The 13,061-nt window shown below is 68.3% G+C and carries 11 protein-coding genes; 4 read left to right on the top strand and 7 right to left on the bottom strand.

Annotated elements, in window-relative coordinates; all coding sequences use genetic code 11:
* Positions 1–56 precede the first annotated feature (56 nt).
* Positions 57–713, bottom strand: a complete 657-nt coding sequence (locus tag AC1DBE_RS12480; protein WP_476970727.1) for a response regulator — start codon at positions 711–713, stop codon at positions 57–59.
* Positions 710–1,987, bottom strand: coding sequence for a sensor histidine kinase (locus AC1DBE_RS12475; protein ID WP_476879476.1), 1,278 nt, complete (start codon positions 1,985–1,987; stop codon positions 710–712). The genes AC1DBE_RS12480 and AC1DBE_RS12475 overlap by 4 nt, the downstream gene beginning before the upstream one ends.
* Positions 1,988–2,173: 186 nt before the next feature.
* On the opposite strand from AC1DBE_RS12475, the gene AC1DBE_RS12470 reads away from it, so the two are divergent.
* Positions 2,174–3,271 carry an FtsX-like permease family protein gene (locus AC1DBE_RS12470; protein ID WP_476970726.1) on the top strand — a complete coding sequence of 366 codons (1,098 nt, stop codon included), beginning with the start codon at positions 2,174–2,176 and terminating at the stop codon, positions 3,269–3,271.
* Between the two features lie 51 nt (positions 3,272–3,322).
* Positions 3,323–4,018, top strand: a complete 696-nt coding sequence (locus AC1DBE_RS12465) for an ABC transporter ATP-binding protein (RefSeq protein WP_476879478.1) — start codon at positions 3,323–3,325, stop codon at positions 4,016–4,018.
* A 34-nt stretch (positions 4,019–4,052) separates the two neighbouring features.
* Here the strand turns inward: AC1DBE_RS12465 and AC1DBE_RS12460 are convergent, their stop codons facing one another.
* The 5 genes from AC1DBE_RS12460 to AC1DBE_RS12440 form a co-directional block, all read right to left on the bottom strand.
* Complete coding sequence (locus AC1DBE_RS12460) at positions 4,053–5,492, bottom strand: phytoene desaturase family protein (RefSeq protein WP_476879479.1); 1,440 nt, start codon at positions 5,490–5,492, stop codon at positions 4,053–4,055.
* Positions 5,493–5,497: 5 nt separating this feature from the next.
* Positions 5,498–6,967 carry a glycosyltransferase family 87 protein gene (locus tag AC1DBE_RS12455; protein WP_476970725.1) on the bottom strand — a complete coding sequence of 490 codons (1,470 nt, stop codon included), beginning with the start codon at positions 6,965–6,967 and terminating at the stop codon, positions 5,498–5,500.
* Positions 6,968–7,208: 241 nt separating this feature from the next.
* Entirely contained in the window at positions 7,209–7,349 is a 141-nt protein-coding gene (locus AC1DBE_RS12450) for a hypothetical protein (RefSeq protein WP_476879481.1), read from the bottom strand.
* A 673-nt stretch (positions 7,350–8,022) separates the two neighbouring features.
* Positions 8,023–8,607 (bottom strand): histidine phosphatase family protein, encoded by a 585-nt coding sequence (locus tag AC1DBE_RS12445; RefSeq protein ID WP_476903712.1) that lies wholly within the window; start codon positions 8,605–8,607, stop codon positions 8,023–8,025.
* Positions 8,608–10,080 carry a CCA tRNA nucleotidyltransferase gene (locus AC1DBE_RS12440; RefSeq protein ID WP_476970724.1) on the bottom strand — a complete coding sequence of 491 codons (1,473 nt, stop codon included), beginning with the start codon at positions 10,078–10,080 and terminating at the stop codon, positions 8,608–8,610.
* A 170-nt stretch (positions 10,081–10,250) separates the two neighbouring features.
* Between AC1DBE_RS12440 and AC1DBE_RS12435 the strand changes: the two genes are divergently transcribed.
* On the top strand, positions 10,251–10,799 hold the full coding sequence (locus AC1DBE_RS12435) for an NUDIX hydrolase (RefSeq protein ID WP_476879324.1): 549 nt from the start codon (positions 10,251–10,253) through the stop codon (positions 10,797–10,799).
* Positions 10,800–10,889: 90 nt separating this feature from the next.
* Positions 10,890–12,974 carry a murein biosynthesis integral membrane protein MurJ gene (gene murJ, locus AC1DBE_RS12430; protein ID WP_476970723.1) on the top strand — a complete coding sequence of 695 codons (2,085 nt, stop codon included), beginning with the start codon at positions 10,890–10,892 and terminating at the stop codon, positions 12,972–12,974.
* The last annotated feature ends 87 nt before the right edge of the window (positions 12,975–13,061 follow it).

Below are 13,061 nucleotides of genomic sequence, written 5' to 3'. Positions count from 1 at the left end.
CGACATTATGCCCCGAGCTGCGGACACCTCCCGCGTCACACGGTCACCGGGGGCGGCTAGCTCCGCCGGATGATGCGCCGCTGCGCCGCCACGGCGATGGCCGCCGTCCGGTTATCCACCCCGAGTTTCCCGTAAATGTGCACCAGATGGGTCTTCACCGTGGCCTCGGAGATGAACAGCTGCCTGGCGATGGCCCGGTTCCCCAGCCCGGTGGCGAGCAGTTCGAGCAACTGGATCTCCCGGGAGGTCAGCGCCGGTTCGGGATTGCGGATCCTGCCGAGCAGCCGCGCTGCCACTTCCGGAGCCAGCGCCGTCTGGCCCGCCGCGGCAGCCATCACGGCCTGCCTGATTTGCTCCGGGGGCGCGTCTTTGAGCATGTACCCGCTCGCCCCCGCCTCCACCGCGGCGAGGATGTCGGCGTCCGAGTCGAACGTCGTGAGGATGAGGACGGGAGGTGCCGGTGTTCCGGCCTCTCCGGCCTTGATCCGGCCCGTGGCGGTGACGCCGTCCATACCGGCGCCCATTTGCAGGTCCATCAGGACGACGTCGACCGGGTCACCGAGGGCGTGCAGCCGCGCCACCGCGGCCAGTGCGGCGGCGCCGTCGGCCGCTTCGGCGGCGACGGTGATTCCGTCAAAATCGGCCAGCATTGCGCGCAGGCCGGCACGGACTACAGGGTGGTCGTCAACGAGGAGGACGCGGATCGCGGTCATCCTGCGTCCGCTCCCAGGGGCAGCCGGATGGCCACCACGGTCCCTTCGCCCGGGGCGGATTCAAGGTCAAGGGTGCCCTGCAGCGCGGCGACGCGGTCCCGCAGGGACCTGAGCCCGTAGCCGGATCCGTCGGCCCGGTCCTGGCAGGCGGCCGCCGGGTCGAATCCGGCGCCGTCGTCGAAAATGTCCATGGCCACTTCGGAACCGAGGAAGGACAGCGTCACAACGGCGCTGCGTGCGCGGGCGTGGGCCGCCACATTGGCGAGGCTGGCCTGCGCGGCACGCAGCAAGGTGGTGCGGTACGGGTTGGGAAGTTCCGCCGGAGTCCCCTCCACTTCGAGCCGGCAGCGCAGCACCGTGCCGCGGGCGGCGGCCTCCGTTTCGGTCGAGGCGCAGAGCCGATGCAGGCTGTTCACGAGTGAGCTTTGCTCGAGTTCGGGGGACTGCAGGCCGCGGACGAAGTTACGGGCCTCAGCCAGGTTGGTGGCTGCTGTCTCCTGGATGGTCCTGAGCCGGCTCCGGATCGCGTCGGTGTCCCCGGCATCCAGTGCTTGCTCGGCGGAACGTCCGGTCAGCACGATGCTGGAGAAGCCCTGGGCCAGGGTGTCGTGGATTTCGCGGGCCAGCCGGGTCCGCTCCGCCAGTGTTCCGGCCTCATGCTGGCTGCGGGCGAGCTCGGCACGGGTCCGCCGGAGCTCGGCAGCGGCCCGGCGCTGGTTTTCTGCCTCAACGAACAGGGCACGGTAGGCCAGGCCGGTCACCACCGCGAAGGCCGCGCCGAAAGCCGGCCCCAGCACCATCGGAAGTTGCAGGGCGACGCCGGCCGGGCCGCCGTTGTGGAACCACAGCGCTGCGACCACCAGCACCGTGCTGGCCGCAATGGCGGCCAGGGCGGGGCATCGGGGCAGCACGTGGAGCTGCAGGAAGAACAGCGGAAAGGCCAGCCAGGCGAAATCGGCGCTGCCCCAGACGAGCAGCAGCCATAGCAGGCACACCGCGCCGAGCCACCAGGCCGAATACGGCCGCGGATCGAAACGGTCGGGGCGGACGGAGTGGCGCTTCTCCAGCACGGTGCCGGCCAGGTAGACGCCCGCCAGGGCAAGGACCAGCGCCAGGCTGATCCAGCCGGATCCGCGGACTCCTGCGGCCAGCAGCCGGCCGAGCGCAACCAGCAGCAATACGGCAAATCCCACGTGCAGGCTGACCCGCAGGACCCGCAGGATGACGGCCGCGCCGGCGGGTTCCCCCGTCACCGTGCTGCGTCCGCCGTCCATGCGTTCAGCCTAGCGCCGGGCTGCCCACCGCGGGCCGCTGCAGGCCGTTGCCGGGGCAGGATCAACCAATCGGTTGATCCTGGGACCAACCGAACCGCCGCGCGGGACCATCCGGAGGCCCGATGGCACGGTCCGCCCGGGCGGCGAGAGTGGAAAGGAAGACTCCACCACCACAGAAGGACTCCAATGTTTCTCGCTCTCCGCGACATCCGCTTCGCCAAAGGCCGCTTCGCGCTGATGGGCGGCGTGGTCGCCCTCATCACCCTGCTGCTGGTGATGCTCTCGGGGCTCACGGCCGGACTTGGCAACCAGTCGACCTCCGCCATTGCCGGCCTGCCGGCGGACCAGATCGCGTTCGGGGCCCCCGCCGGCAGCACACCCCAGTCCTCCTATACCGAATCCGAAGTCACCGGGGCGCAGGTAGCCGGTTGGGCCGGACGGGACGGCGTCAGCAGCGCGGAAGCCCTGGGCATCAGCCAGGGTCGGCTGCAGGCCCTTGGCGCCGGAGGCGTGCCTGCAGGAACGGCCAACGTCGCCGTGTTTGGCACCGGAGCCGGAAGCAGCCTGGCCCCGGTACCTGTGGCCGACGGCACGGTGGTGATCGGGTCCGGGCTGGCCAGGGACCTGGATCTGTCAGCCGGCAGCAGGGTCGCCGTGGGCGGCACGGAACTGGCCGTCGCTGCCGTTGTCCCGGACCAGTGGTACTCCCACACGGGCGTCATCTGGACCGCGTTGACGGACTGGCGGAAGGTGGCCCATCTTGCCGGAAAGGACACAGTGGGCACCGTGATCGCGGTCAGCTTCGACCGGGGCGCGAGTGTTGACGTGGCCGCGGCCAACCGGGCGGCCGGCACCGTCAGCGCCAGCCGGGAAGGCTCCTTCCAGGCCCTTGGCTCCTACCGCAGCGAGAGCGGTTCACTCATGCTGATGCAGGCGTTCCTGTATGGCATCTCCGCTCTCGTGATCGCAGCATTCCTGACCGTCTGGACCGTGCAGCGTACCCGGGACATCGCGGTCCTCAAGGCCATGGGAGGGTCCGCGGGCTACGTGCTCAAAGACGCCATGGTGCAGGCCGCGGTGGTGCTGGTGGCCGGCGCCGCCACGGGTGGTGCGGCGGGCGTGGTGGGGGGCCTTTTTGCCGCCGGGGCCGCCCCGTTCCTGACCACTGTGCAGACCACGCTGCTGCCGATCGCCGGGATCGTGGTCCTGGGGCTGGCCGGCGCGGCGCTGGCGGTGCGGGGCGTTACCCGCGTTGACCCCCTGCTGGCGCTCGGCGGCAACTGACACCTCGTCTACCAGACCAAACCCGTAAAACATTCCCTGAAAGGCATATCTATGGAATCCGCCCTGCAACTCACCAACGTCACCCTCGAATACCCCGACGGGGACACCGTCCTGCGGGCCCTCGACAACGTCAGTCTTGACGTTGGACGCGGCGAATTTAGGTCCCTCGTTGGACCATCCGGCTCGGGAAAGTCGTCACTGCTGGCCGTGGCCGCCACCCTGGTCCGCCCGACTGCCGGAACAGTTATGGTGGCAGGGAACGACGCCGGAGCCCTCACCGATGCCGGGCGGACCGCCCTGCGCCGGGACCATATCGGCATCATCTTCCAGCAGCCGAATCTCCTGCCGTCCCTCACCGCCGTCGAGCAGCTGGTCATCACCGCGCACCTGCGGAGTGAATCTCTCCGCGGGGCAATGACCAGGGCTGCCGGCCTGCTGGAGCGCGTGGGCCTTGGCGGGGCCCTGGACAAGCGCCCGCACCAGCTCTCCGGCGGCCAGCGCCAGCGGGTCAACATCGCCCGGGCACTGATGGCCAGCCCGGCGGTGCTGCTGGTCGACGAGCCGACGGCGGCGCTGGACCACAACCGCAGCGCCGGGATTGTCCGGCTGCTGCGCGAGGTCACGGACGAGTTTGCGGTGGGGACCCTGATGGTCACGCACGACACCGGGATGGTGGCTTACACGGATGCCGTGGCCACGATGCGGGACGGCCGGCTCTCGGCGGCGGAACTCCCCGTGCCCGCGTAGCGGCGCCGCTCCCGCCTGGCGGAGCCGCCCCTGCCTAGTGACCCAGCTCGGGGACTGCCAGGCCGAAGACGTCCTTCAACGCGTGCCGGGCCGCATGGAAACCTGGCATTCCGGTCACCCCGGGCCCCGGAGGCGTCGACGAGGAACAGAGGTACAGTCCCGGCACCGGGGTCCGCCACGGCACCGGGCTGAGGACCGGCCGCCGGAGCAGGCCGCGCAGGCTCATGGCGCCGGCGCTGAAATCCCCGCCGACGTAGTTCGCGTTGTAGGTGCCGAGTTCCGCCGCGGTGGTCACCCGCATCCCGACAATAAGGTCGCGGAAGCCGGGCGCGAAGCGCTCAAGCTGGGCCACGACGGCGCCGCCCATGTCGATCGTGGACCCGGCCGGGACGTGGCAGTAGGTCCACAGGACGTGCCGGCCGGCGGGGGCGCGGCCGGCATCGAAGCGGGACGGCTGGGAGACCAGGACATATGGCCGGTCAGGGTGGCGCCCGGCCGCCACGGCGTGTTCGGCCTCGGCGGTTTCAGCGCGGGTCCCGCCGACGTGGACCGTCCCTGCATCGGCGAGTTCCGGGGCGGCCCACGGGGCGGGGCCGGACAGGATGAAATCGACCTTGCAGGCGGCGTTGCCGAAGCGGAACCCTTCGAGCGCCCGGCGGTAGGCGCCCGGGAGCCGGTCCCCGGCGATCTGCAGGAGTCCGGGAGGTGCCACGTCCAGCAGGGTGGCCCGGACAGGAGGAAGCTCAGCAAGGGATCCGATGCTGGTGCCGGTTTCCACCACTCCGCCGTGCGCCTCGATGTCCGCCACCATCGCGCGTGCGATCGCGGCCGAACCGCCTACCGGGATGGGCCAGCCGCCGGCGTGGCCCAGCGCACCCAACATCAGCCCTGCGCCGGCGGCAGACAGTGAAGGCAACGGCGCCACGGCGTGGGCCGCAACCCCGGTGAGGAGGGCCGGAGCGAGATCGTCCCGGAATCTGACATCCCACAGGCGCGAACCCTGCTCCAGGGCCCGCAACGCGAAGACCCCGGCCGCGGCCGGGTGGCGTGGCAGCCGGAGCAGCTGGTTCAGGGTCAGGTCCAGGACGCCCTCCAGCCTGGCCAGCAGGGGCGTCATCAGCCGCCGGTAGGCGCCGCCATCGCGTCCCAGGCCGGCGACGGTCCGCTCCAGCGAGCGGTAGCCGAGGGCCGCCCGGCCGCCGTCGAGCGGAGCCGCGTGCGAGAGTTCCGGCACTTCGAACCTGACCCGGTCCGCCAGTTCGAAGTTCCGGAAGAACGGCGATGCCAGGGCCATCGGGTGCACAGCCGAGCACACGTCGTGAAGGTGGCCGGGTTCGATCAGTTCCGTAGTCCGGAGGCCGCCGCCGGGGCTGGCTGCCGCCTCGTAGACGCGCACCGCCAGTCCGGCGCGGGCCAGAGTCACGGCGGCCGCGAGCCCGTTGGGTCCGGAACCGACGACGGCGACGTCAGGCACCGGAATCAGGCGTCCGTGCGGGCACGCCGCCAGGGCAGCACCGACGCGGCCGGCCGCCGGAGATTCACCGCAAACCAGTCGCTGGCGCCGTCGAACGGGCCGCCGTGCGGGTCGTCGGCGCCGCCGCGGCGCACGACGTCGTAGGCCGGGTCCCAGATCTCCCAGATAATGCGCGCCATCAAGTAGCCGGTGGCGAGCATGTGCGCCAGCACGGCGAGGACGTAGTACGGCATGTCGATGTTGTGCTGGGTGGGGCCGCCGCTGGTGACCTGCCCCAGATACATCCAGATGGCTGCCCAGTGCAGGCCCTCAATGGCCTGCCAGACCAGAAAGCCCCGCCATCTGGGCCGCGCCAGGGCCAGCAGCGGAATCAGCCAGATCACGAACTGTGGCGAATACACCTTGTTGGTAAGGATAAAGGCGGCCACGATCAGGAACACCAGCTGCGCCAGCCGGGGCCGGCGCGGCGCCGCGAGGGCCAGGACGGCGATCAGCACGCACGCGGCCAGGAAGAGATTGAGGGCCAGTCCATTGACGGCCTCGGCCTCCAGTGGTTTCCAGCCCAGCCGGCCCGCCACCAGGTTGTACGCGAACCAGGGCGAGCTGTAGCCCGCCGGCCTCGTCTCGGTGAACTGGTAGAAGTACTTCCAGCCGGCCGGGTCGCCCGCCGCCGCCGGAATGTTCACGGCCAGCCACGTCGCCGCCGCCGCCCCCGCCGTGACGAGGAGGGCCCGGACCTTGCCGGTGCGCAGGGCGAGGACCAGCACGGCCCCGAGGATCAGCAGCGGGTAGAGCTTGGTCGCGGCGCCGAGTCCGATGAACAGGCCCGCGAGGAGCAGCTTGTTCCGGGCGAAGAAGTACATGCCGAGGGCCAGCATCGCCACGGCCCACATATCCCAGTTGATGAAGCCGGCGAGGACGATGCCGGGGGCGAGTGCCACCATGGCCGCGTCCCAGGAGCGGCGGCGGGCGGTACGCGCCGTGGCCAGGACGGTGACGATCCAGACGGCAACCACCAGGGTGGCGTTGAGGTCGAAGTACGCGAGGACCCGGGTGGGGTTGACGCCGTCGCCGGGAACCAGGAACGCCGTGGCCCCGGCAATAAAGCCCATCAGCACCGGGTATTCGAAGAAGCTTCCGGCCGTGACGAAGGGGAAGGCGCCGTCGCCGAGGCCCCGGTTCTTGAACAATTCGGGGAAGTCCGAGTAGCAGGTCGCGTAGAACTGGCCGGGGGAGTCCCAGCCCTTGGTGCGGCAGTACCCCTTAAGAAGCAGGGCCACGAGGGCTGCCAGGACGGTGAGGACCACCAGGACCCGTTCGACGGTGAAGAGTCCGGGGGAGACAATCCCCGGAGCCGTCCGCCGGCCGAGCGGTCCGCCGACGAGTTCCGTGAAGTTCCGCAGCAGTAGATCACTGCGGCTTGGGACTACCAGTCGGGTCCGCTTGCGGTTCTCCGGCGGCATTGTCTCCTGCATGCCTCGAGCTTACCGGGGCCGACGGGCCGTGCGGGGAAGGACCGGGACGGCGTCCCGGCGCTGCCGGTGGCCGTCAAGCCGGCCCGGCGCAGCTCAGCGTTGCAGGTTAAGTCGCAGGTTAAAAGGGAGGAGCCCACGCGTAGCCGCGTGGGCTCCTTGCGGATCAGGTGCAATGGTCACCATCGGATCCTCCTTCGCCGGGTACCGTGACGGCCGTCGGCCTGAATGGGACGGCACGGCATCAACGGAGCAGTCCCATCTGATGCATGGCGAGGTAAATGTCTTCGCGCCGCTGCTCGAGCAGCCGGGCGTTGAACTCCGATTTGTCCCGGATCGCGGGCCGCGGGTTGAAGATCAGTACGTCTTTCAGTTTTCGGATCATGGTGGTCACCTCCTTTCGGGGAGCCTGGGCGTTCTGCGCGTTCCGGCGTGGGGCGGTGCCGGGATGTGGTTTCGCTGCGATGGTCACAGTGGGCCTTTCTGGGTTGGAGAAATAAAAGTAATTGGGCACAGCAATTAAGCCCTCAATTTGTTGAAGAACAGTATGTTTTAGGCATAGGAATGCCCGGTACTAATACGGTGGTTTTCGCAAATGCGAAGAATGGCCCCTGCCGCTACGTGCCGCACCCCAACAAGAAGCTGGGTTCCGAACTATGGGGTATTGCACTGGTTACTGCTGTGGGGGGTGTGTTGCGCAACCGCGTGGGTCCGCTGGGCCAGACATGCCGGCCGGGTCATCCCGTGGGATGGACCCGGCAATCATTCCGGGCCGGCGTTACGCCGGCGGGAGGATTGTTTAGGCGGGCAGTCCGGTTTTCGGGCGCGCGGCAGCGTCAGAGGCCGGGTTCGCGGTGACGTTGTACATCCGTCCGCTAGTCAAAATATTCATTTCCCAACCTCCTTTTCTGATCTGCCGTAGCTCCGGCTGACTGGCCGGGCGACGCGCGCCGTGACCCTGGCAAGCCGCTCTGGGGTCAGAAATAAAATTACACTACAAATGCGGAGTTTGACCACTTAAATGGGAAATATTCCGCAAAATATTTTTTGCGCCGGGTTTATAGTCCCCAGCGGACCACGGCAGGCGTCTTCTTATCCCAGCCAAGCGTGCACACTTTTGCGGTGCCGAGCACAAAATGGCGGCCTTCATGGGCGTCCAGTCCCAGCCACCGCGCCGTCAGGATCCTGGAGAAATGGCCGTGGGCCACGATCAGAACGTTGTCCAGGCCCGACTCAAGTACCCGGGCCACGATCTTGTCCGCACGGGCAGCGACATCGTCGAGTGATTCCCCGTTGGGCACCCCGTCCGTCCAGATCAGGTAATCGGGGTTGTCCTTGCGGATCAGATCCGAGCTGATGCCCTCGTACTCGCCGTAGTCCCACTCGACGGCCAGGGGCTCGAGCTGCGCGTCCGGAAACCCTGCCAGCTCCGCCGTCCGCCGGGCCCGGCGCAACGGAGAGGTAAGGACCAGGTCAAAGTCGACGGCGTCGAGCACCTTTCGAGCCTCAACTGCCTGCTGCTCGCCCTCAACCGTGAGCGGAAGGTCGGTGAGTCCGGTGTACTGCCCGCTCTTGGACCATTCCGTCTCGCCGTGCCGGAGGATCCAGAGCTGGGGACGGGGACCGTTGGAAGGTGCAATCACTTAGGACTCCTCTGTTGGGGAAACGTCGACGGCGGCAGCTTCCGGCTGCTGCGCCCACCATTCATGCAGTCTGGCTTCGGCCTCGGCGGGCTCGAGCGGGCCGTGTTCCATGCGTTCCTCGAGCAGGAACTTGTAGGCCCGGCCCACAACAGGCCCCGGTTTGAGCCCCAGCAGCGCCATGATGCGGCCGCCGTCGAGGTCCGGGCGGACGGCGTCGAGTGATTCCTGCTCGCGCAGGGCAGCGATGCGCGCCTCGAGGTCGTCGTAGGCGAAGGCCAGCCGCTCGGCCTTGCGCTGGTTGCGGGTGGTCACGTCCGAGCGGGTGAGCCGGTGCAGCCGCTCCAGCAGGGGCCCGGCGTCGGTGACGTAGCGGCGGACCGCGGAGTCGCTCCAGCCGGCGTCGCCGTACCCGTAGAAGCGCATGTGCAGTTCCACAAGGCGTGCCACAGCCTTCACGGTGTCATTGTCGAAGCGGAGGGCCTTCATCCGCTTGGACGTCAGTTTGGATCCGACCATGTCGTGGTGGCGGAAGCTCACCGCGCCGCCCGGTTCGAAACGGCGGGTGGCCGGCTTGCCGACGTCGTGCATCAGGGCCGCGAAACGGAGCACAAAGTCCGGCCCGGGCACCGGGCCGTCAGCGTCCGATTCCAACGCGGCCGCCTGTTCCAGGACCTGGAGCGAGTGCTGGTAGACGTCCTTGTGCCGGTGGTGCTCGTCGGATTCGAGCCGCAGGGCCGATACCTCGGGCAGCACGAACTCGGCGAGTCCCGTCTCGACCAGCAGGTCCACGCCGGTCCGGGGCCGGGGGGCGCAAATGAGTTTGACCAGCTCGTCGCGGACGCGCTCCGCGGAAATGATAGTGATGCGCTCGGCCATTTTCGTCATGGCCTGGCGCACGTCCGGGTGCACCGAAACGCCCAGCTGCGCGGCGAAGCGTGCGGCCCGCATCATCCGCAGCGGGTCGTCCGAGAAGGAGTCCTCGGGTGAACCGGGCGTGGCCAGGGTGGAGGCGTGCAGGTCTCGGACGCCGCCGAAGGGGTCCACCAGTTCCAATCCTGGCAGCCGGAGGGCCATGGCGTTGATGGTGAAGTCCCGCCGCTGCAGGTCGTCAGTGAGCGACGAGCCGAAGGCGACCACGGGCTTGCGGGACTCGGGATCGTAGGCCTCGGCACGGTACGTGGTGATCTCGATCTGGAAGCCGGCCTTGCGCATGCCGATGGTGCCGAAGGCGCGCCCGATCTCCCAGTAGTTATCAGCCCACTTTTTGATCAGTGCCACGGTCTGGTCCGGCGTGGCATCCGTGGTGAAATCCAAATCCGGTGAGACGCGGCCCAGGAAGAGGTCACGCACGGGCCCGCCCACCAGGGAGAGCTCGTAACCGGCGTCGACGAAGCGCTGCCCGAGCTCAATGACCACCGGATCTACGTGGAAATCAACGGTGTGGGTGTCAGTCTGGTGATGTGCGTGCGCCATAGTCTCTTAAGCTTGTCAGAAATCCCGGCCAGCACCACACCGGAGTCGCCTCCGATCCGCGGCCGCGTGCGGCAGGGAGGGCGGCGGCCGTCAATCCAGTTTTCCGCCGGGCCACTTTCCTGTCATGTTTAGGTCATCAAGTCCGGGTAAGAGTCGTTAGAGTGGACTGCATGGCCCATCCCGTACCGAGCGCTCCCGGCAGGAGGACAAACGCGCCGTTGCCATCGGCAATCGGCGCCAATGTCGCGCCCGCCCAGCATCCGGGCCAGGCCTCGCTGCCCACCGTCGAGGAAATCTCGGCCGGCGGAGTGGTGGTGGACACGTCCGACGCCGAACTGCGGGTCGCGATCATTGCCCGCCTCAACCGCGGCGGACGCCTCGAATGGTGCCTGCCGAAGGGACACCCGGAGGGCAAGGAAAGCAACGAGGAAGCCGCGGTCCGTGAAATCGCGGAGGAAACGGGCATCGAAGGCACCATCCTCGCGCCCCTTGGAAGCATTGACTACTGGTTCACGGTCAGCGGACACCGCGTCCACAAGACAGTGCACCACTATCTCCTGCGCTCCACCGGCGGCGAGTTGACCATCGAGAACGATCCGGACCAGGAGGCCGTAGACGTCGCCTGGGTGCCGATCCACGAACTCGCCCGCAAGCTTTCCTTCCCGAACGAGCGCCGTATTGCGGACCTCGCCCGGGAAGTCCTGCCCGAGCACCGCTGAGGCTGACCGGGCCGCCCCGGCAGCAGGGACAGCCGTTCCGTGCGCCGTCGGGCCCTGTGAATACCCACAAAGCCGGGCCCGGGTGAGACGATGAAGATAATGTCTGCCGCCAAGCCCCGATCAGCGAAGCCCGTCCCCTCCGGGTCCGCCGCCGCCCAGCCCAATCCCGCCGGAGAGGCACGTTCCAGTGCCGTCATGGCGGCCGGAACCCTGGTGTCGCGCTTCCTGGGCTTCGGAAAGACGTGGATGCTGGCGGCCGCCCTCGGCCTTGGGTCGACGGTCACCGACACGTTCATCAACGCCAACAACCTCCCGAACCTCATCTTCCTGCTGGTGGCCGGCGGCGTGTTCAACGCGGTCCTGGTGCCCCAGATCATCAAGGCAAGCAAGGGCCCGGACCGCGGCGCGGACTACATCAGCCGCCTCCTGACCCTCGCCGTGGTGGTGTTGCTGTCCCTGACGCTGGTGGTGACCCTCCTTGCCCCGTGGGTGATCGAGCTGACCACGCAGGGCTACTCGCCACAGCAGAAGTCGCTGGCCGTGACCTTCGCGTTCTGGTGCCTTCCGCAGATCTTCTTCTACGGCCTCTACGCCCTGCTGACCCAGGTGCTCAACGCCAACGGGGCGTTCGGCCCGGCCATGTGGGCACCGATCCTGAACAACATCGTCGCGATCGCCGGACTGGGCATGTTTATTGCCATCCTCGGCGCGAACGCCGCCAACCCCCACACCCTCGATAACTGGGGTCCCTTCCAGACGTTCCTGGTGGCCGGCTTCTCCACCATCGGTGTGATCGCGCAGACGGCCATCCTGCTGGTTCCGGTCTTCCGGCTGCGGCTGGGGTTGCGGCCCCGATTCGGTTGGCGCGGTGTGGGCCTGGGCCAGGCAGCGAAGCTCAGCGTGTGGACCCTGGCCACCGCTGCCGCGGGCCAGCTCGCGTTCCTCTACGTCATGCGCATCGCCACGATCCCCGGCGCCGAACGCCTCCGGCTCGAACAGGCCGGCGACCACGCTGCCGCAGCAACGCTGCCCGGCAACGCAGTCCTGGAAGTCGCCAGCCAGCTGTACCTGCTGCCCCACTCCATCATTGCGCTCTCGCTGGCCACCGTGCTGTTTAACCGCATGACCCGGGCCTCCCAGGACGGCGACCGGGCCGAGCTCCGCCGGGCCCTCTCGCACGGCCTGCGCACCATGGCCGTCGCTACGGTGTTTGGCGCTCTGGCCCTGTTTGCCCTCGCCGGACCGCTGGGCATGTTCTTCTCCGGTGACCACCGGCAGGACGGCGTGATGCTGGCCCAGACCCTCACCATCCTGGCCCTCAGCACGCCGTTTATGAGCGCGAACTTCATGATGTCCAGGGTGTTCTATGCCAACGAGGACGCGCGGACCCCGTTCTTCATCCAGCTGGTCCTGGCCGCCGTCAACGTCGTTTCCGCGTTCTTCATCCAGTTCCTGCCGTTCGACCAGATCATCTTCGCCATCGCAATTCTGTACACGGCCGGCAACATCCTCTCGGTCTTTGTCAGCGCGTTCTTCCTCCGCCGCCTCCTCGGCCACCTGGATGGTCCACGCGTTGCCAGCTCCTATATCCGGATGGGCTACGCGGCACTGGGGTCGGCCGTGGCGGGTGCCGGTGCGCTGTGGCTGATGGGCAGCTACCACGCGGACGGTTTCGCCTGGAGCAGCCGGATCGCCGCCTTGGTGACGGTCGTCGTCGTCGGACCCGTCATGCTGGCCGCGTACTTCGTTCTCCTCAAGGCCCTGCGGGTGACCGAACTCCAGGACCTGTTGCAGCCGCTGCTGGGGCGCCTGCGTCGGGCTCCCGCCGCGCCTGGGCCGGAAAACGGCCCTGTGGCCGGCGAACCTGTTGCCGCCGAGAACGCCCCGCCGCTCCACCCCACGCCTGAACGGGCCACCACGTCGCTGGATACCGGCCTGATCCCGCGGATCTCCGGCGAGTTCGACGCCGCGTCCTTCCGGGCGGGCCCCGACCTTGGGTCCGGGGAGACCCCCGGATGGCGGACGGACAACGAATACCTGCCCGAGGAGGAGCTTCCGGGCACGGCCCAGGGCAGCCAGGGCCACGCGGAGATTCCCCTGCCCGGCCGGCGCACCTATCAGGGGGAGCCGGGCCACAATCCCTACTTCCCCTTCGACCGCCGTCGGAAAAAATAACGCCTTTCCGCCTCAGGGCGCCGCATCACACGGCGCGGACAGTGCATCGGCTAGGATCGAAGACTAAGAAGGGGAGTTGCAGACCAG

The sequence above is a fragment of the Arthrobacter sp. 10T416 genome (assembly GCF_056394165.1).
Note: the sequence above shows the minus strand (reverse complement) of the source record. Positions and strands in the feature narration are given on the sequence as shown.

Coding starts and splice junctions, on each gene's coding strand:
- AC1DBE_RS12480 (WP_476970727.1), bottom strand. CDS start 713: ATGACCGCGATCCGCGTCCTCCTCGTTGACGACCACCCTGTAGTCCGT.
- AC1DBE_RS12475 (WP_476879476.1), bottom strand. CDS start 1,987: ATGGACGGCGGACGCAGCACGGTGACGGGGGAACCCGCCGGCGCGGCC.
- AC1DBE_RS12470 (WP_476970726.1), top strand. CDS start 2,174: ATGTTTCTCGCTCTCCGCGACATCCGCTTCGCCAAAGGCCGCTTCGCG.
- AC1DBE_RS12465 (WP_476879478.1), top strand. CDS start 3,323: ATGGAATCCGCCCTGCAACTCACCAACGTCACCCTCGAATACCCCGAC.
- AC1DBE_RS12455 (WP_476970725.1), bottom strand. CDS start 6,967: ATGCAGGAGACAATGCCGCCGGAGAACCGCAAGCGGACCCGACTGGTA.
- AC1DBE_RS12450 (WP_476879481.1), bottom strand. CDS start 7,349: ATGATCCGAAAACTGAAAGACGTACTGATCTTCAACCCGCGGCCCGCG.
- AC1DBE_RS12440 (WP_476970724.1), bottom strand. CDS start 10,080: ATGGCGCACGCACATCACCAGACTGACACCCACACCGTTGATTTCCAC.
- AC1DBE_RS12435 (WP_476879324.1), top strand. CDS start 10,251: ATGGCCCATCCCGTACCGAGCGCTCCCGGCAGGAGGACAAACGCGCCG.
- murJ (WP_476970723.1), top strand. CDS start 10,890: ATGAAGATAATGTCTGCCGCCAAGCCCCGATCAGCGAAGCCCGTCCCC.